The sequence below is a fragment of the Ruegeria sp. YKSF131 genome (assembly GCF_059612645.1).
In genome coordinates this window covers 44,720-62,082 of record NZ_JBXWQZ010000022.1, presented here as the reverse complement: position 1 = coordinate 62,082, position 17,363 = coordinate 44,720, and the positions used below count along the sequence as shown (strand labels likewise).

Annotated in this window: 18 protein-coding genes; 9 read left to right on the top strand and 9 right to left on the bottom strand. The window is 61.9% G+C overall.

From position 1 onward, the window contains the following. Positions 1-126: 126 nt before the first annotated feature. A complete protein-coding gene (locus AC2FLZ_RS10230) occupies positions 127-696 on the bottom strand; it encodes a GcrA family cell cycle regulator (protein WP_267363457.1) in 570 nt (189 codons plus the stop codon). Between the two features lie 126 nt (positions 697-822). On the opposite strand from AC2FLZ_RS10230, the gene AC2FLZ_RS10225 reads away from it, so the two are divergent. Next, positions 823-1,626, top strand: coding sequence for an ABC transporter permease (locus AC2FLZ_RS10225; RefSeq protein ID WP_480624044.1), 804 nt, complete (start codon positions 823-825; stop codon positions 1,624-1,626). On the opposite strand, the gene AC2FLZ_RS10220 is transcribed toward AC2FLZ_RS10225, so the two are convergent. From AC2FLZ_RS10220 to AC2FLZ_RS10210, 3 genes are all read right to left on the bottom strand, one after another. Then, on the bottom strand, positions 1,623-2,858 hold the full coding sequence (locus AC2FLZ_RS10220; RefSeq protein ID WP_480476807.1) for an MFS transporter: 1,236 nt from the start codon (positions 2,856-2,858) through the stop codon (positions 1,623-1,625). The two genes, AC2FLZ_RS10225 and AC2FLZ_RS10220, sit on opposite strands and share 4 nt — an antisense overlap. Before the next feature lie 106 nt (positions 2,859-2,964). After that, a complete protein-coding gene (locus tag AC2FLZ_RS10215; RefSeq protein WP_480473653.1) occupies positions 2,965-3,849 on the bottom strand; it encodes a DMT family transporter in 885 nt (294 codons plus the stop codon). A 52-nt stretch (positions 3,850-3,901) separates the two neighbouring features. Further along, positions 3,902-4,267 carry a MerR family transcriptional regulator gene (locus tag AC2FLZ_RS10210; protein WP_480473652.1) on the bottom strand — a complete coding sequence of 122 codons (366 nt, stop codon included), beginning with the start codon at positions 4,265-4,267 and terminating at the stop codon, positions 3,902-3,904. A 74-nt stretch (positions 4,268-4,341) separates the two neighbouring features. Here AC2FLZ_RS10210 and AC2FLZ_RS10205 point away from each other — a divergent pair, with 74 nt between their 5' ends. From AC2FLZ_RS10205 to AC2FLZ_RS10190, 4 genes are all read left to right on the top strand, one after another. Then, positions 4,342-4,599, top strand: a complete 258-nt coding sequence (locus AC2FLZ_RS10205) for a zinc ribbon domain-containing protein (protein WP_480495119.1) — start codon at positions 4,342-4,344, stop codon at positions 4,597-4,599. A gap of 245 nt (positions 4,600-4,844) precedes the next feature. Beyond that, a complete protein-coding gene (locus AC2FLZ_RS10200) occupies positions 4,845-6,032 on the top strand; it encodes an aspartate aminotransferase family protein (RefSeq protein ID WP_480473651.1) in 1,188 nt (395 codons plus the stop codon). A 75-nt stretch (positions 6,033-6,107) separates the two neighbouring features. After that, the gene (argF, locus tag AC2FLZ_RS10195; protein WP_480518920.1) at positions 6,108-7,034 is read left to right on the top strand and encodes an ornithine carbamoyltransferase; all 927 of its coding nucleotides are present in this window, start codon (positions 6,108-6,110) and stop codon (positions 7,032-7,034) included. A 58-nt stretch (positions 7,035-7,092) separates the two neighbouring features. Beyond that, positions 7,093-7,437: a 5-carboxymethyl-2-hydroxymuconate Delta-isomerase gene (locus AC2FLZ_RS10190; RefSeq protein WP_496882156.1), complete on the top strand. Its 345-nt coding sequence runs from the start codon at positions 7,093-7,095 to the stop codon at positions 7,435-7,437. Positions 7,438-7,465: 28 nt separating this feature from the next. Here the strand turns inward: AC2FLZ_RS10190 and AC2FLZ_RS10185 are convergent, their stop codons facing one another. Both AC2FLZ_RS10185 and AC2FLZ_RS10180 read right to left on the bottom strand, forming a co-directional pair. Next, the gene (locus AC2FLZ_RS10185; protein ID WP_496882155.1) at positions 7,466-8,062 is read right to left on the bottom strand and encodes a ferric reductase-like transmembrane domain-containing protein; all 597 of its coding nucleotides are present in this window, start codon (positions 8,060-8,062) and stop codon (positions 7,466-7,468) included. Positions 8,063-8,065: 3 nt separating this feature from the next. After that, a complete protein-coding gene (locus AC2FLZ_RS10180; protein ID WP_496882154.1) occupies positions 8,066-8,554 on the bottom strand; it encodes a peptidase associated/transthyretin-like domain-containing protein in 489 nt (162 codons plus the stop codon). 273 nt (positions 8,555-8,827) lie between these two features. On the opposite strand from AC2FLZ_RS10180, the gene AC2FLZ_RS10175 reads away from it, so the two are divergent. Together AC2FLZ_RS10175 and AC2FLZ_RS10170 are read left to right on the top strand one after the other, a co-directional pair. Next, positions 8,828-9,823 (top strand): pirin family protein, encoded by a 996-nt coding sequence (locus AC2FLZ_RS10175; RefSeq protein ID WP_480518928.1) that lies wholly within the window; start codon positions 8,828-8,830, stop codon positions 9,821-9,823. A 45-nt stretch (positions 9,824-9,868) separates the two neighbouring features. Continuing rightward, complete coding sequence (locus AC2FLZ_RS10170) at positions 9,869-10,843, top strand: 2-dehydropantoate 2-reductase (protein ID WP_496882153.1); 975 nt, start codon at positions 9,869-9,871, stop codon at positions 10,841-10,843. A 9-nt stretch (positions 10,844-10,852) separates the two neighbouring features. Here the strand turns inward: AC2FLZ_RS10170 and AC2FLZ_RS10165 are convergent, their stop codons facing one another. The 3 genes from AC2FLZ_RS10165 to hrpB all read right to left on the bottom strand — a co-directional run bounded on the left by AC2FLZ_RS10165 (position 10,853) and on the right by hrpB (position 15,525). After that, positions 10,853-12,331 carry an inorganic phosphate transporter gene (locus AC2FLZ_RS10165; protein WP_480473642.1) on the bottom strand — a complete coding sequence of 493 codons (1,479 nt, stop codon included), beginning with the start codon at positions 12,329-12,331 and terminating at the stop codon, positions 10,853-10,855. Positions 12,332-12,420: 89 nt separating this feature from the next. Beyond that, complete coding sequence (locus tag AC2FLZ_RS10160) at positions 12,421-12,879, bottom strand: NUDIX hydrolase (protein WP_496715372.1); 459 nt, start codon at positions 12,877-12,879, stop codon at positions 12,421-12,423. Between the two features lie 192 nt (positions 12,880-13,071). Then, positions 13,072-15,525, bottom strand: a complete 2,454-nt coding sequence (gene hrpB / locus AC2FLZ_RS10155) for an ATP-dependent helicase HrpB (RefSeq protein WP_496809083.1) — start codon at positions 15,523-15,525, stop codon at positions 13,072-13,074. A gap of 173 nt (positions 15,526-15,698) precedes the next feature. Here hrpB and meaB point away from each other — a divergent pair, with 173 nt between their 5' ends. Both meaB and rpmB read left to right on the top strand, forming a co-directional pair. Then, positions 15,699-16,670: a methylmalonyl Co-A mutase-associated GTPase MeaB gene (meaB, locus tag AC2FLZ_RS10150; protein WP_480473639.1), complete on the top strand. Its 972-nt coding sequence runs from the start codon at positions 15,699-15,701 to the stop codon at positions 16,668-16,670. A 232-nt stretch (positions 16,671-16,902) separates the two neighbouring features. Continuing rightward, entirely contained in the window at positions 16,903-17,190 is a 288-nt protein-coding gene (rpmB, locus tag AC2FLZ_RS10145) for a 50S ribosomal protein L28 (protein ID WP_008756960.1), read from the top strand. Positions 17,191-17,363: the final 173 nt, after the last annotated feature.

Below are 17,363 nucleotides of genomic sequence, written 5' to 3'. Positions count from 1 at the left end.
AAGCGCTTCCGGTAAAGGTGCCGACATGATCCATCCTCCCAAACAGGATGAATCACAATTCAGCTCTCATGGGAATCCACACGATTCAGGTTTTTGGCGGGGTGCTTTAGGTTCTTGTGTTCGCAATTACCGCCGCCGGTCGCGGCGCGAGCTCATGGGTTGGAAGGCCACGCCCACATGCGCCTCGCAATAGGGTTTGCCTGCCTCAACCGGCAGTCCGCAGAACCAGAAATCCTCGGTCGCGGGGTCGCCCACGGGCCACTTGCAGGTTTTCTCGGTCAGTTCCATCAGCGTCAGCTTCTTGGCCTTCTTCTCGATCTCGTTGACCTTGGCCAGCGCCTCGGGGCTGATCTCGTTGGCCGAGGGCTGCGGCGGCAGCGGCTGACCGGCCGGGATGATCTGGCGGCGGGCCGGAACGGCGGGTTTCGCCTCGGCAGCAGCAGCCGGGCGCGCCGGTTCTGTCTTTGGCATGGGTCTGGGCTTGGCTTCGGCCTTGGGCGCGGGTGCCGGTTTCTCTTTCGGTTCGGACTTGGCCGGGGCTGCGCCTGCTGTCCGGTTGGACAGGCCGAGGCGGTGGACCTTGCCAATCACCGCGTTGCGGGTCACGCCACCCAGTTCCTTGGCGATCTGGCTGGCCGACTGGCCTTCGCCCCACATCTTCTTCAGCAGTTCTACGCGCTCGTCTGTCCAGGACATCGTCAGCCTTTCAAAAGCGGAAAGCGGCCCCGGATTCGGGCCGCCTTGGGAATTCGTCTCAGCCCCCTATTCTAAACACTGCGGCCCGAGTTACAAGCTGTCTTCGAATCAGGTTGAGGGCAAAGCATGCAGAATCCCGCAGAACAGACCGCACGCAGCTTTGGAGCGGTCAACTGGATGGGGCTTTACACGCTGGCGCAGCGCGAAATCCGGCGCTTTCTTTCGGTCTGGACCCAGACCGTTCTGGCGCCTCTGGTCACGGCTGGCCTGTTCCTGCTGATCTTCACAATCGCCATTGGGCCCAGCCGCCCTGACGTCATGGGCGTGCCGTTTGTGGTGTTTCTGGCACCGGGGATCCTGATGATGACGGTGATCCAGAACGCCTTTGCCAATACCTCCTCTTCGATGGTGATTGCAAAGGTGCAGGGCAATATCGTCGACACGCTGATGCCGCCGCTGTCCCCGCTCGAGATCCTGCTGGGGTATCTTGCCGGTGGCATCGCCCGTGGCCTGATGATCGCGCTGGTGATTTCGATTGCTTTGCTGGTTTTGCTGTCCATCGCGCCCCAGCACCCGTTGATTGCGCTGATCTTTGTTGTTCTGGGGGGCGCATTCATGGGCGCGCTGGGCCTCTTTGCCGGGATCTTTGCGAACAAGTTCGACCAGATGGCCGCGATCACCAACTTCATCGTCACACCTCTGGCCTTCCTGTCGGGCACCTTCTATTCGGTCGAGGCGCTGCCTTCTGTCCTGAACCGCCTGACCCACCTGAACCCGGTCTTCTACCTGATCGATGGGCTGCGTTACGGCATGATCGGCGTGTCCGACAGCTCTCCGTGGTTGGGCATGGCGGTTTGTGGTTTTGCCACGCTGGCCATCGGGCTGATCACCTGGCAAATGCTGCGCACCGGCTATCGGCTTAAGGCTTAACCGGGCTCTGCCAGCCTATCGGGCGACAGGGCAGGCTTGGGTTCGCCCAGCCGCGGATGCAAGCGGGCCGAGACAGCCCATGCCCCAAACAAAGCAATCCCGCCTGCCGCGAACACACCGGCCACCGGTGCCGCCAGCAAGACCAGAGCTGCAATACCGGGCGTCAGAATGCCCGAGACATCGCGGTAACTGGAATAAATCGCCGACATCTCGGTTCGCTCAGACGGTTTCACGGCCATTAGGAAGGGCAATCCGGCGCAGATATCCAGAACGATCAGCCAGACAGACCCCAGAACCAGCGCAGCGACCGAGGCGACCGGCCATCCCGCGACCAATCCGGCTGCGAAGAAGCAGCCCCCCGCGGCGGCAAACCCGATGCGAACAGCAGACCTGAGCGACCGCGTCTGGACCCAGCGCAGGATCAACGGGGCGGCCAGCAGCATGGCGTTTGTGCACGACAGAAGGATGCCGCCCAGTTGTTCTCCCAGCCCGTTTTGGATGGCGAAAATGGGCAGGTAGACCACATATATCCACCACCCGCAGGACCGGATCATTGCAAACAGATATCCGGCAACCAATCTGGGTTGAACAAAGAACCGGGGAAGAAAGGCCAACGGGTTGTTGGCCGGACCACGGGCCTTGGTGATCAGCTTGCCATTGCCCAGACGCATGCGCCAGAACTGCGCCAGCATGACCAGCGCTGCACCGGCACTGATGACAAACGGGGCAGGGTGCCACAGCTCCATCAGCAGGACACCGGCCATTGGGCCGCCCGTCCATCCCAAAGCGCTGTAGAACATTCGGCTGGTCTCGCACCGGCCAAGTTCGATCTTGCTGATGTAATCCAGCACATAGGTGTTGAAGCAGATGAAAGTGACAACCGTGGCCATGGTATTTAGGGCCAATGCGCCGACCACGGCCTCGGGGCTGCCCTCGATCGCCAGCGATGCACCACAGATGAACATGACACAACCGGTGGAATAGGCCCATCTGCGCGGTACAAAACGGATCAGGAACGGCACCATCAACCCGACCAGCAGGGACAGGATGCCAATCAGGAAATACAGGAATGACACGGACGAGGCATCGCCCAGCGCCCGGTACATCGCCAGCGGAAAGACTGAAATCAGGATGCCACGCACGATGGCTTCAATCCCGGCCAGAATCCCAAAATCGCGAACTGATGGGGCAGGCGCGTGGCGGACCCATTCAGGTATTCGGCGTTCATGCATGACAAACTCGCAAATCAACTCAGCCCAGAATGCGCCTGCTGCTTTGCCGTTCATGGGGGTTTGCGACACAAAGGTCGCCCCTGAACCGCAAGGACGGTTTTTTCTGTCAGGTCCGGCGGTTTACTGCCTCGCGCCAGACCAGGATCAGCCCTCCGGTCAGAATCGTGACCGCGCCAATCAGACTGATCCGGTCGGGGATCACATCAAACACCGCAAAATCGTACAGCGCGGCGAAAATCAACGTGGCATAGCTGATCGGGGCCACGAATGACGCGTCCGCACGTGCCATGCCGTTGATGAAACAAACCTGCGCGCAGGCCATCAGCAGGCCGATCCCCACCAGTGCAACCCATTGCTGCGGCGTAGGCATTTGAAACACAAAGCTGACCGCGACCGTAGCGATCACCAGCCCCATCGTGTTGTTGATCAGCAGAATCTGGATCGGAGCCTCGCGCCCCGACAGTTTCTTGATAAAGATCAGCTCCATCCCGATAAACGCCGCCGCAGCCAGCGCCAGAAGGGCGGCGGGCTGAAAACTTGCAGGTGTCGGGCGCAGCAGGATCACCGCACCCACAAGGGCCACGGCCGCCGCCAGCCAGCGCCACCGGCCGACCCGCTCCCCCAATAGCGGAATGGCCAGTACCATACCAAAGACAGGGTTCAGAAAGGAAATCGCCGTCGCATCCGCCATCGGAATGAACGCAACAGACGCGAACATCAACGTCACCCCGGCCCAGCCAAAGCTGGTTCGCCCGACATGCAGCCCCCAATGGGGCCGTCCCAGCCGGGGGCGAAGCACTGCGACCGCCGACAGGATGGCAAACAGAGCAAACAGAAACCGCCCGTGACTGATCTGCATCGCGTGCAAGGGAGGCCCGAGTGTCTCCGTCCCCAACGCCTTGGCCAACAGCGTCGTCGCCGCGATAAAGGCGGTCGCGACAAAGATCAGCCCTGCGGCCACAGCAGGATTTTGCGCCTTCGGGGTGAACATGGGCGAAAGCGGTGCGCCAAAACTGGGGCCTTGGCAAGACGCAAATCTGCGCTCAGCGCAAAACCGGAGGGGCAGCCAGCGCCGCCTTGGCTTGTTTGAGGCTGTTCAAAAACCGCTCTGCCCGTGCGATCCGTGCTTCGACCTCGTCAATCCGGTCCTGCAAAAACGCCTCGCCGTCAAAGCTGTCGGGATCGGCGGCTTCCAACTGCCCCAGCAACATGACCAGCTCTGCAATGCTGATGCCTGCCGCCTGTGCATCTGCAACTTGCTCCAGCGTGATCAGCGCTTCTTCGGGATAGTCGCGATAGCTGTTGGTGTTGTCCGGCCCCGGAGCTGACCGGATCAGCCCTTGGCGTTCATAAAACCTCAGCGTGTCACGGCTCAGCCCGCTGCGCCGCGCAAGTTCCCCGATCCGCATGTTTCAAAACCGTTGACTCAACTCCATGGTTTTGATCCTATGTCAGACAGTTATTCTCTGCAAGGACAAGCACCATGGGTCCCAAATGCCAAAGTTGCGGCATGCCGCTGTCAAAAGACCCCCAGGGCGGCGGGTCCGAAGCTGGCGGCGGGCGCAGCACGCGTTACTGCTCGCTGTGTTACGAAAACGGTGCGTTCCGCCATCCCGACGCATCGCTGGAAGAGTTTCAGTCTCACTGCGTCGATGCCCTTGTCGCCAAAGGCATGCCCCGAATCCTTGCCTGGGCTTTCACCCGCGGCATGGGCAAGCTCGACCGCTGGCGCTCGGCGTAATGATCCGGTGGCAATTTTGACCCTGCGGCAATAATGGGGTTTTCAGGCTGTCTTTTCACGTCTATAGAGCGGCCATGATCAAACGCGCACATATCCAGTTGCTCCGACGCCGACGCCGCTCTGCGTAATCGGCCTGTTTGATCCCATGTGCCTGCCAAATTGGCACAATTCTCACCAAATCTGTTGACGAAGCGGGCCTTAGTGTATCACTCACGAGGCTCAAACGACCCGAAAAGGATGATCCCATGATCCCGTCCGTTCTGCCGACCTATAACCGCGCGCCCTTGTCATTTGTAAAGGGCGAAGGCGCCTGGCTGACTGAAGCGGATGGCCGACGTTTTCTGGACCTCGGCGCAGGGATCGCGGTGAACGCGCTGGGCCATGCCCATCCGGCGCTGGTGGCCGCCCTGACGGAACAGGCCCACGCGCTGTGGCATGTCTCGAACCTCTACAACATCCCGCAACAGCAGGCACTGGCAGACAAGCTGGTCGAACACACCTTTGCGGATACGGTATTCTTCACGAATTCCGGCACCGAAGCCTGTGAACTGGCCGTGAAGATGGCCCGCAAGTATTTCTATGACAAAGGCCAGCCCGAACGGGTTGAGATCATCACCTTCGACGGCTCGTTCCATGGCCGGTCGTCGGCGGGCATCGCAGCGGCCGGGTCCGAGAAGATGACCAAAGGCTTTGGCCCGCTTTTGCCGGGCTTTGTCCACGTCACCTTTGGCGATCTCGACGGTGTCACCAACGCCATCACCGAAAATACCGCAGCCATCCTGATCGAACCGATTCAGGGCGAGGGCGGCATCCGCCCCGTGCCCGATGCCGAGCTCAAGGCCCTGCGCGCCATTTGCGACGAACACGGTCTGCTGCTGATCCTGGACGAGGTGCAATGCGGCGTCGGTCGTACCGGCAGGCTCTTCGCCCATGAATGGGCGGGGATCACCCCGGATATCATGATGGTCGCCAAAGGCATCGGCGGTGGTTTCCCCCTCGGCGCCGTGCTGGCAACTGAAGACGCGGCATCCGGCATGACCGCAGGCACGCATGGCTCCACCTATGGCGGCAACCCGCTGGGCTGTGCCGTGGGCTGTGCGGTGATCGATCAGGTCGCCACACCCGCCTTCCTCGAAGGTGTCAACCGCAAGGCTGGTCTGTTGCGCCAGAAACTCGAAGGTCTGGTTGCCGATCACCCCGAGGTTTTCGAAGAGGTGCGCGGATCGGGCCTGATGCTCGGCCTGAAATGCAAGGCGCCAAATATCGACGTGGTCAATGCGGGCTATGACAATCTGGTCATCACCGTCCCTGCCGCCGACAACGTCATCCGCCTGCTGCCGCCCCTGACCCTGACCGAGGATGACATCGCCCAGGCCATGATCCGCCTCGAAAAGGCCGCCAATCAGATCGAAACCCAGCTCGCAACTGCCTGAGCTTCATCTTTTCCCAAATACTCCGGGGGTGTGGGGGCTGGCCCCCACCGCCCGACCAGCCAAAAGCGAAGCGATATGAATCACTTTCTCGACATCCACAAAACCGATGCCACCGCGTTGCGGTCCATGATCGATCAGGCGGGCGCGATGAAACAGGCGCGTCTGGGCCGTCCCAAGGCCGCCCCTGACGACGAACAGCCGCTGAAAGACCGCATGGTCGCGCTGATCTTCGAAAAGCCCTCGACCCGGACGCGCGTGTCCTTTGACGTCGGTGTACGCCAAATGGGCGGCCAGACCATGGTGCTGTCGGGCAAGGACATGCAGCTGGGTCACGGCGAAACTATTGCCGATACCGCCCGTGTGCTGTCGCGTTATGTCGACATGATCATGATCCGCACCTTCGATGAGACCATCCTGACCGAAATGGCCGAGTATTCCGACGTGCCCGTCATCAACGGTCTGACCGATCGTACCCATCCCTGCCAGATCATGGCCGACGTGCTGACGTTCGAGGAACACCGCGGCCCCATCGCGGGCAAGAAAGTGGTCTGGACCGGTGATGGCAACAATGTCTGCGCCTCGTTCCTGCACGCGGCGGGTCAATTCGGCTTCGATCTGACCTTCAGTGGCCCGGCCCAGCTTGATCCGGAAGAAGAATTCTTGGGGTTTGCCCGCCAGAAGGGTTCCAGAGTCGTCATCGAACGGGACCCACACAAAGCGGTCGAGGGCGCGGATCTGGTGGTTGCCGACACCTGGGTTTCGATGCATGACAGCCAATCCGCCAAGGAACGTCGCCACAACATGCTGCGCCCCTATCAGGTCAACGCGGAACTCATGTCACATGCCAAACCCGACGCGCTGTTCATGCACTGCCTGCCCGCGCATCGTGAGGAAGAAGCAACCTCCGAGGTCATGGACGGCCCGAACTCGGTCATCTTCGATGAGGCCGAAAACCGCCTGCACGCACAAAAGGCCGTAATGCGCTGGTGTCTGGGCGTTTAAGATCAACTTGCAGTTTCGAGAGGGCCATCAGGCTCTCTCATGACCCCCGGAGCATTCAATGCCTCACGTTACCCTGGAATTCTCCAAATCTCTGGACGACACCCATGATTTCCAGATGATTTGCGAGCGGCTGCATACCGTTCTCGCAAAACATGATGAAATCGACGCCTCAGCGCTCAAGATCCGCGCCGCGCCGATTGCCTATTCCTACATCGGAACGCAACCGCAGACCTTCGTGCATGCCACGCTGCTGTTGATGCGCGGACGGGATGAGGCCACGCGGGCCGAGCTTAACGCGATCATTCTGGAAGTTCTGGCCCAGACCATGCCCGAGGTCGGCAGCATCACCGTGCAGGATGTCGAGATGACCCGCGCCACCTATGCAAAGCGGCTGGCAGGTTGACGCAGACCCGGTAGCGTGCCTCGGGGGTTTAACGCCGATGCACCTCCCAAATCCGCAACTTGGCGAGTGTTCCCACGCTCACCAATACCACCAGCGCGCACAGAGCGACCTTGGTCATCGTCTCCATCGTACCTTCGATCAGCAGTGCGTGAATGACGCTACCCAGAATGGTTACCATGGCCAGTCCTGCATGGCCCAGGCGCCAGACGCGAAACCGCAAGTTTAGTCGCTGCCGAAAAATCCCCATTGCCGCCGCCGCAAAACCCGCCCACATGGCGATGACCCCCCATGTCGAAAAAGGTGTTGCAGACACGAAAAGCAATGCGTCCGCCACATCAGGCGGGCTTGTGATCCACAAGCCGGTCACATGGATCATAATGCTTGCAGCAAGGGCCAAGCCACACCGCCTGTGCCAATGGCGGCTGTTGACCGGAGAAAGTCCGGGCAACCAACGCCCGGCCAGCAAGGGTTGCAGCAGAAGAAGACACATCCCGATGATACCTGCGAAACCGGCGACGATGTAAACCGGCTCTCGCCACGCCAGATAGGGGCTGAAAGCCGCTGCTACGACCGGTACCAGAAGTGCGGCGATCAATGCCGCCCAGATCGCAACGCGCTTTAACACCTGTCAGACAGGTTGCAGCACGAAATGTGCAGCAAGGGTTTTGTCCTTCGCGCTCGCCATCACAGGGCGCAGGAACACAGTCTCATATTCACCGCTGTCATAGGCCAGATGCCCGTGCGGTTGACCAAAAGCAGGCACAATCTGAGGCATTTCCAACCGGAATTCTCCGTTCGCATCGGTTAGTGTCGCCCCATGGCTGCGCTGGTCACGTTCATGCCCCTCGGTCGTGTGGGCCCATATCTGGATGCGCTGGCCGGGCAGGGGGGCTCCGTCGCCCGCGCGCCGCACAGTGCCGGTCATCCAGAACCCGCCGCCGCCGATGCGCTTCACGATCGGCGCACCGGGCCTGTAATTGTTCGACCCGCCCCGCATCGACGGTGTCGGCGCAAGACCGGCGGCGTGCGCAGGTGTGAAAATGCCGGTCATACCGGCTGCAAGTGTACCAATCCCTGTCGCAACAAACTTGCGGCGGTTGATTTCGAGTCGGGCCATTGCATCCACTCCTGTCGGTTGAATCCCATCTTCGACTGGCTTCCCTGAACCGGCGACACCCGATGTTTAAAGATAGCACGATTGTTCATGATTCCGAGAGTCGCGAAGGAGCGTGCCAAATACGCCATTCCACGCCTTTGTGAGTATCTGCAAATCGCTCCAGGGACTTCACGATCATTGTGCAAAAATGCACTTTTCATGCGATACTTTCCCAATACCTTCAGCATGGGCGAACATGAAGCCGTCTCGCAGGACCAAAAAAGGAGATCAGGATTGAGTTGGAACCCCACCCATGACCCCGAATGCGCCTCCGAAAAAAATGCGCTGGAAACGCTCATCATTCCCCGCGCCCGCGATCTGGGCGGGTTCGAGGTGCGCCGCGCGCTGCCCTCGGTCAAACGCCAACTGGTTGGCCCGTTCATCTTCTTCGATCAGGTCGGCCCGGCAGAATTTGTCACCGAAGGCGGCATTGACGTGCGTCCGCACCCCCATATCGGGCTGGGAACCGTCACTTACCTCTATCAGGGCGAATTCGAACATCGCGACAGCCTCGGCACTCACCAGATGATTTACCCCGGCGAGGTCAACTGGATGGTTGCAGGCCGTGGCGTGACCCATTCCGAGCGCACCAGCGAAGAAACGCGCGGTAAAGGCCACAAGCTGTTCGGCATTCAGACCTGGCTTGCCCTGCCCGAAACGCATGAGGATATGACCCCCGAGTTCGAACACCACAAGCAAGGCGCGCTGCCCCATATCCAAGACAAGGGCGTCAGCGCACGGCTGATCCTCGGCACTGCTTATGGCGAATCCAGCCCCGTGACGATGCTGTCCGAGACCTTTTATCTGGATGTTGAACTCGCCCCCGGCGCGACTTTCCCGCTGCCCGACGACCATGAGGATCGCGGTGTCTATGTCACGCAAGGATCAATCGAGATTGCTGGCGACACATTCGACGAAGGCCGCATGATGGTGTTCCGCCCCGGTGACAGGTTGTCGGCCCGAGCGGGTCCGCAGGGTGCGCGGCTGATGCTGCTGGGCGGCGCTACCCTGAATAAGGATCGCTATATCTGGTGGAATTTCGTGTCATCCTCGAAAGAAAAGATCGAGACGGCGATTCATGAGTGGAAAAGCGCCGATTGGGTCAGTGGCGCGTTCCACCTTCCGGCAGGGGATAACCGCGAATTTATTGCCATTTCGGAACAGCTTGAGCGCACAAAGCCCCGGCTGGCCCGCCCGCGAGCGGCGTCAGGGGCGGGTGGGCTTGTGTAACCGTCCGTTTGCGGTGATCCTTTCTGGTATACCAGAGGGGGTATCATGAAACTTGTCATCGCAGGCGCGGGCAGCATCGGCTGCTACTGCGGCGGTTTACTGGCCCGCTCGGGGCATGCGGTGACCTTGCTGGGCCGTGCCCGTGTACTGGACCCCATCCGCGAACATGGGCTGACGGTCACGAATTACGATGGCCTCAATTACCATGTTGCGGCGGAAGCCCTGACACTCAGCACGGATCCCGCCTGCCTGGATCAGGCCGAGCTGGTCATTGTCACCGTCAAATCCGGGGCAACGGCGGATATGGCCGGTCATATCGCGGACGCCGCCTGTCGGGATGCGCCCGTCCTGTCCTGGCAAAACGGGATCGAGAATGCGGCGACGCTGCGCAAGGCGCTGCCCGGTCGCGATGTGCGCGCGGGAATGGTCCCCTTCAACGTGGTCCCGAACGGCCCCGCCACCTATCACCGGGCCACATCAGGCGAAATTGTGATCCCGAACGGCCCCGGCGACCTGGCCACCGCCCTCAGCAGCCCGGACCTGCCCGTTATCGCAAGTGACCGGATCGAGGCGGTGCAATGGGGCAAGCTGGTGATCAACCTGAACAACGCACTGAACGCGCTGTCAGGCCTGCCGCTTGTGGATCAGCTGCTCAGCCGTGACTGGCGCAACCTCATGGCCGACCAGATGGTCGAGGCGCTGTCCGTTCTCAAGGCGGCCGGGCATCCGGTGGCCTCGACAACGCCGCTTCCGGCGTGGCTGACGCCGCATATCCTGCGCCTGCCGACACCTTTGTTCAGCCGGATCGCGGCGCGGATGCTCACCATCGACCCCACCGCCCGGACCTCGATGGCCTACGACCTGATGGCCGAGCGGCAAACGGAAATCGACAGCCTTCAGGGCCATATCATTCGGCTGGGACATGAAACCGGGGTGCCCACCCCCCTGTGCACAAAAGTGTCAGACCTGATCAAACACGCGCCTGATCATCCGCTGTCCCCGGAACAGATCAGGCTCTGATCCCGGTCGTCAGACGAGGCCGGTCAGTATCCAGAAAATCACGGCCGACATGGCAGCGGCGGCGGGCACGGTCACGACCCAGGCTGCAATGATCGTCATGAAATGCGACCGCCGCACCAGCTTGCGCCGCCGGAATTCTTCGGGGGCCAGCTTCTGCGCTGTCGCGTTTCTCCCATTGTTCTGTTTCCGCCTGCGATCCGACTGCCATTCGCGATAGAACCCGACGCCAAAGATTGCGCCAACGGCGATATGCGTGGAACTGACCGGCAGGCCCAGCCAGCTGGCCACAATGACAGTGATCGCCGCCGACAGTGCGACGCAAAAGGCCCGCATCGGGTTCAGCTTGGTGATCTGGCTGCCGACCATCCGGATCAACTTGGGCCCGAACAGAAACAGGCCGAACGATATCCCGAACGCGCCGATGATCATCACCCATAACGGGATCGAAACCTTTTGGGCGAAATCTCCGAACTCAGCCGCGTGTACAATCGCCGCCAGAGGGCCGACCGCGTTGGCCACATCATTGGCGCCGTGGGCAAAACTCAGAAACGCGGCCGATATCACCAATGGCAAGCCGAACAGGGTTTTCAGCGACCGGGTCCGGTTCTCCATCCCCTCGGATTTGCGGCGTACCCAGGGAACCGTCAGCGCCCAGACCAGCACGCCGCTGCCCAGACCGATCAGCAGCGCCACCTCCAGTTCGATCTTCACGATCCGCTTCAGACCCTTGACCGACAGATAGGTGGCAAACGCTGCCGCCATCACCGCCACAAGGATCGGCACCCAACGCCGCGCGGCGGCGATCTTGTCGTCCTGATACTGGATCTTGGTCTTGATCAGCGCCAGGAACCCAGCCGCGATCACGCCGCCAAGAACCGGAGAGATCACCCAGCTGGCGGCAATCGCGCCCATCGTGCCCCAGCTCACCGCGCTCAGACCGGCAGCGGCAATCCCCGCGCCCATGACCCCGCCCACAACCGAATGCGTTGTCGACACTGGCGCACCGATCCAGGTCGCCAGATTGACCCACATGGCGGACGAGATCAGCGCCGCCATCATGGCCCAGATGAACACATTGGTGTTCTGCACCGAGGCCGGGTCGATGATCCCCTTCGAGATGGTCGAGACGACGTCGCCTCCCGCAAGCAAAGCGCCCGCGCTTTCGGCAACGGCGGCGATCACGATGGCACCGCCCATGGTCAGCGCGTTCGCACCCACCGCGGGACCCATGTTGTTGGCCACGTCATTGGCACCGATGTTGATCGCCATATAGGCTCCGAACGCGGCGGCAGCCACGACGATATAGGTGCCGTCGGCCCGACCGAACAGCACCGCCGCCATCAATCCGGCAAGCACCATGAACGCCAGTGCAATTCCCGGCGCCAGCAGCGGGCGGGCGACATGAAGATTGGCGATTTCTACGCGCGAGATGCGTTGCAGGTCGCTGTCAAGCGACTGCCAGCGCGGTTTTGAATTTGTGTCAGACATGGGCTTGGTCAAAGTTTCGCAGATCGCCCGCAGCTAACGGTTTCCCGGTTCAGGGGCAAGCGCGCAGCCATCAAATTGTTGCGAAACGGCTACATCTGTCGCAGCAGCGCCTGCAACTCGAGCTCCTGCACCCGTTTGGCGGCTTCTGCCGGTGAAAACCACTGACGTTTGCGCTTATCCACTTCGGGAAAATCATCGGCAAGTTCTCGCACGGAAACCCGGTAGACGCGAGTCAGGACCGACTGTGCTGATCCCCCCTTGAAGATCTTGTCATAGGTGAATTGGCCGATGGGCTCCTTGTCGACCGCTTCTGCACGCACGCCAGCCTCTTCCCACGCCTCCAGCAGGGCCGTCTCCAACCCGTCCAGACCATTGACAGGCCAGCCCTTCGGGATGATCCAGCGCCCGGTTTCGCGGCTGGTGATCAGCAGAACCTCGTCCTGATCCTCGTGCTTGCGCGTGCACAGGGCCGCAAACTGCACCCTTTGGGGACGCAGGAATAAGGGGCGTCCGACCTCTTCCCAGATATTTTGCAGCCAAGCACTCATGATATGTTCTTCAAATCCTGTTTCTGTCTTCGAAACCTGTGTGACGTAACAACAATAATGCCAGACTTCAATGAAATGTCCGCTTATTTCTGATTATGACCGGTTCTTCGGTCAATCTACTGTGATTTGTGAGATTTCGTGCAACAGCCCCGAAAGCCTGAGCCGCTTGCCGGAAGCAACGCGGCAATGGGTCTATTCCTGCCTGCGTTTGGCCCTCAGCGTCGGGTCGGCCTGTGTCGGGTCTTCGGGCCATGGATGTTTGGGGTATTGCGCCCGCATATCCTTGCGCACATCCGCATAAGACCCGGCCCAGAACCCCGGCAGATCGCGGGTAATCTGGATCGGGCGCTGCGCCGGGGACAGCAGCGTAATCTTCAGGGGCTGTCCGCCAACCACCGGATGCCGGGTCACTCCGAACAGCTCCTGCAACCGAACCGAGATTTCGGGGACCGCCGCGCCATAATCGATTGGTACCTTGCGCCCCAGGGGTGTTTCAAACGATCCCGGCGCGCGCCGGTCCAGTTCCTGAGTCTGGACCCAGTCCAGCCGCGCGCGCAAGGCGGGCAGCGGGTCGAACCGTTTCCAGTCCTCCGCGCTTTTGACACCGGACAGCATCGGCAACAGCCAGTCGTCCAGCTCGGCCATCAGACCCTCGACCGAAAAGTCGGGCAGGTCCACCCCGTCGGCGCGCACCAGTTCCACCCGCGCGGCCAGCCGTGCGGCGGCCCCGTCCAGCCGCAATCCCAGATCGCGCACCCCGTCCAGCATCGCACGCGCCACGGCGGCGTCCGGGACATCCTTCCAGATGCGGTCGTCCAGCGTGATCGCCCCAAACCGCTCCTGCTGTCGTGACACAACTCGCCGCTCACGTTTTGACCAGGCGCAAACCTCGGCCCAATGGATCTGGTCCGCGAACAGTTCGCGGATCTCGCGTTCCGAAATCTGGGTGGCCATCCGCACTTTTGCCTCGCGCGGGTTTCCATCGGTGTCGGTGACAACCAGAAAAGGCGCCGCCGCCAGCGAATCGCCGCTGTCCAGCACGACACCTTTGCCCCCCGACAACACATAACGCGGCGCATCGCCCTTGCGCCGCTGCCCGATACGGTCGGGATAGGCGAGGGCGGCCATGGCAGCAGCGCTCAGATCATCCGTCTTGCTTCCGGCCTGTTTCCTCAACCGCTTGGCCTCGGCATTGATCCGATCCACGGCGCCCATGTTCACCTGCCAGACCCGGTTGCGCTGAAAGGTGCGCACATCCCGCAGTGCCTCTTGCCGCAAGGCGATATCCACCGGCGCGCCGCGCAGGGGGTCGCGCTCGGCCATCAAGGCGGCCAAAGGCGCGGCACTCGGTCCGGCCCGCACCAGCATATGCCCCAGCCGGGGATGCAACGGCAGCGCCGCCAGCGCCCGCCCGTGTTCGGTGATCCGCCCCTTGCCGTCCAGCGCGCCCAGCATCGCCAGAAGGGCGCGCGCCTCGGCCATCGCGCCTTCGGGTGGCGGGGTCAGAAAGGCCAGATCGGCGGCATCCGCGCCCCACAGCGCCAGCTCCAGCGCCAGCCCGGTCAGATCGGCGGCTTCAATCTCGGCAGGCGGGTACGCGGCCAGCGCGCCATCCTCCCCCTTTGACCACAGCCGGTAACACAGCCCCTCTGCCACACGGCCCGCACGACCCGCGCGTTGCGTGGCCTCGGCCCGTGTCACCCGCTCGGTCACCAGTCGGGACATGCCCGAGCCCGGATCAAACCGTGCCCGCCGCGCTTGCCCCATATCCACCACCACCCGGATATCGGGGATCGTCAGCGAGGTTTCGGCAATCGACGTCGCCAGCACCACCTTGCGCCCGGTCTCAACCGGGGAAATCGCTGCGCGCTGGGCCGCAAAGGGCATGGCTCCGAACAGCGGGCGCACCGTGCAACTGGCGGGCAGGCGTCCGGTCAGGGCTGCTTCAGCCCGCCGGATTTCACCTTCACCGGGCAGAAACACCAAGATCCCGCCACCGGTGGCGCGGGTCTCGCGCTCGGCCTCAACGACCAGATCGACCAATGCATCCAGCCGCCGTGCCTGAGGCCCCAATGGCCGGTCCAGCCAGCGCATCTCGACAGGAAAACTCCGCCCTTCCGACGTAACCAGCGGCGCGGCCATCAGGCGCCCCACCGGGTCCGCGTCCAATGTGGCCGACATGGCCAGCAGAATCAGATCGTCCCGCAGCGCGCCCGTGACCTCAAGGCACAGGGCCAACCCCAGATCCGCGTTTAATGAACGTTCGTGGAATTCATCAAAGATCACCGCCCCGATGCCCGGCAGGTCAGGGTCCGATTGCAGCATTCGGGTCAGAATGCCCTCGGTCACCACCTCGATCCTTGTGTCTTTTGACACTTTCGCATCGCCCCGCACGCGGTAGCCAACACTCTGGCCCGCGCGCTCTCCCAGCGTCTCTGCCATCCGCTCTGCCGCGGCCCGTGCCGCCAGCCGCCGCGGCTCCAGCATCACGATCCTGCCGCCGCACAGACCCGCCTCCAGCATCGCCAGCGGAACCCGCGTGGTCTTGCCCGCACCGGGCGGTGCTTGCAGCACGGCCCGCCCCTGCGTCCGCAGGGCGTCCAGCAGGCCGGGTATGGCATCGTCTATAGGCAGGCGTAGGGTCATCCGGCCCTTATCCGCGATCCCGCAGGTGGCGTCCAGTTTCCGCGCGCACATCAGCAAATCGCCCCGCACGAAATGACGCAGGCTGCGCGATCTTCGCACTTCCTGCCGCCTCCGGTCTGGACAAACGCCCCCCAAGCACGGCAACTGTTCCTGCCTCTAGGAACGGGACAAGAATGCAGACAGACAGCCTGAGCGACAGAATTCTGAAGGGCGAGCGCCGGGCGCTGGCGCGTGCGATCACCCTTGTTGAAAGCAATCGCGCCGATCACCGGGCACAGGCCAGCGACCTTCTGGCACAGCTTGCCGGTTCGGGGCGTCAGGCGCTGCGCATCGGTCTGTCTGGCACACCCGGCGTGGGCAAGTCCACCTTCATCGAAAGCTTTGGCATGATGCTGACAGGGCAGGGGCTGCGCGTTGCGGTTCTGGCGGTCGATCCCAGCTCGGCCCGCTCGGGCGGCTCGATCCTGGGCGACAAGACCCGGATGGAACGCCTGAGCCGCGAGCACAACGCCTTCATCCGGCCCTCTCCCAGCCAGAGCCACCTTGGCGGCGTCGCCCGCCGCACCCGCGAGGCCATCGCCCTGTGCGAGGCCGCAGGCTATGACGTGGTGTTGATCGAAACCGTGGGCGTGGGACAGTCGGAAACTGTGGTGTCCGAACTGTCAGACCTGTTCCTGCTGCTGCTGGCCCCGGCGGGTGGGGACGAGTTGCAGGGCGTCAAGCGCGGCATCATGGAAATGGCGGACATCATTCTGGTCAACAAGGCCGATGGCGACCTGAAAGCCACCGCCACCCGCACCTGCGCGGATTATGCCGGCGCACTGCGGCTGCTGCGCAAACGCCCGCAGGACCCCGAAGGCTTCCCCAAGGCAATGACCGTTTCCGCCGTCGAAGAACACGGGCTGGAACAGGCCTGGGACGAAATGCAAACCCTGACCCAATGGCGCCGCGACACCGGTATCTGGGAGGCAAACCGCGCTGCCCAGGCCCGCTACTGGTTCGATCAGGAGGTCCGCCACGCCCTTCTCGCCCGTCTCGATACACCGCAGGCCCGCGCCGAGATGGAGCGCCTGAATGACGAAGTCTCGCAGGGACGACTCAGCCCGGCGGTTGCTGCCGGACAACTTCTGGACACGCTCGGCTGAAGGGCCGTCATGGCCGCTTCACCTTTTGCCAAATACTCTCGCCAACGGCATGGCCCGTCCGGGCCATTCCTGCATGGCAGGCAAAATGAAAGATTTCGCGCAGCCCGTCTTGACCCTCCGCGCGATTCCCACTACACGCATCCAACCAGTTTTCGGGCGCGACTTCGGGTTGCGCCCCTTGTGATTTGGCCGCGGGTATCTAGCCCGGCCTCCAGAAACAAAGGAAGAAACCATGTCGCGCCGTTGCGAACTGACCGGAAAAGGCCCGATGACTGGCAACAATGTCAGCCACGCCAAAAACAGAACTCGTCGTCGTTTTCTGCCGAACCTGAACGACGTTACCCTGCAGTCCGAAACTCTGGGCCGTGGCGTCAAGCTGCGCATCTCGGCGGCTGCGCTGCGTTCGGTTGACCACCGCGGTGGTCTGGACGCGTTCCTGGCCAAAGCCAAGGACGATGAGCTGTCGGCAAATGCTCTGAAAGTGAAGAAAGAAATCGCCAAGGCGCAAGCTTCGGCCTAAGGTCTTTCACTTAACAGTATTTCAGGCCCTGCACCCTATCGGTGCGGGGCCTTTTCTGTTGGGTCAGCCCCTTTCAGCCCCCCATTGTTTTCAATCTGGAACTAATTTTTCGCCATTGGTGAACTTCTTCACATACAGGTTTCCGAATCTGACCTAACGTCACTGTCATCCAT

Bases quoted from the DNA above. Each gene is read 5' to 3' on its own strand.
- AC2FLZ_RS10230 (WP_267363457.1), bottom strand. From the start codon at position 696: ATGTCCTGGACAGACGAGCGCGTAGAACTGCTGAAGAAGATGTGGGGC.
- AC2FLZ_RS10225 (WP_480624044.1), top strand. From the start codon at position 823: ATGCAGAATCCCGCAGAACAGACCGCACGCAGCTTTGGAGCGGTCAAC.
- AC2FLZ_RS10220 (WP_480476807.1), bottom strand. From the start codon at position 2,858: ATGCATGAACGCCGAATACCTGAATGGGTCCGCCACGCGCCTGCCCCA.
- AC2FLZ_RS10215 (WP_480473653.1), bottom strand. From the start codon at position 3,849: ATGTTCACCCCGAAGGCGCAAAATCCTGCTGTGGCCGCAGGGCTGATC.
- AC2FLZ_RS10210 (WP_480473652.1), bottom strand. From the start codon at position 4,267: ATGCGGATCGGGGAACTTGCGCGGCGCAGCGGGCTGAGCCGTGACACG.
- AC2FLZ_RS10205 (WP_480495119.1), top strand. From the start codon at position 4,342: ATGGGTCCCAAATGCCAAAGTTGCGGCATGCCGCTGTCAAAAGACCCC.
- AC2FLZ_RS10200 (WP_480473651.1), top strand. From the start codon at position 4,845: ATGATCCCGTCCGTTCTGCCGACCTATAACCGCGCGCCCTTGTCATTT.
- argF (WP_480518920.1), top strand. From the start codon at position 6,108: ATGAATCACTTTCTCGACATCCACAAAACCGATGCCACCGCGTTGCGG.
- AC2FLZ_RS10190 (WP_496882156.1), top strand. From the start codon at position 7,093: ATGCCTCACGTTACCCTGGAATTCTCCAAATCTCTGGACGACACCCAT.
- AC2FLZ_RS10180 (WP_496882154.1), bottom strand. From the start codon at position 8,554: ATGGCCCGACTCGAAATCAACCGCCGCAAGTTTGTTGCGACAGGGATT.
- AC2FLZ_RS10170 (WP_496882153.1), top strand. From the start codon at position 9,869: ATGAAACTTGTCATCGCAGGCGCGGGCAGCATCGGCTGCTACTGCGGC.
- AC2FLZ_RS10165 (WP_480473642.1), bottom strand. From the start codon at position 12,331: ATGTCTGACACAAATTCAAAACCGCGCTGGCAGTCGCTTGACAGCGAC.
- AC2FLZ_RS10160 (WP_496715372.1), bottom strand. From the start codon at position 12,879: ATGAGTGCTTGGCTGCAAAATATCTGGGAAGAGGTCGGACGCCCCTTA.
- hrpB (WP_496809083.1), bottom strand. From the start codon at position 15,525: ATGACCCTACGCCTGCCTATAGACGATGCCATACCCGGCCTGCTGGAC.
- meaB (WP_480473639.1), top strand. From the start codon at position 15,699: ATGCAGACAGACAGCCTGAGCGACAGAATTCTGAAGGGCGAGCGCCGG.
- rpmB (WP_008756960.1), top strand. From the start codon at position 16,903: ATGTCGCGCCGTTGCGAACTGACCGGAAAAGGCCCGATGACTGGCAAC.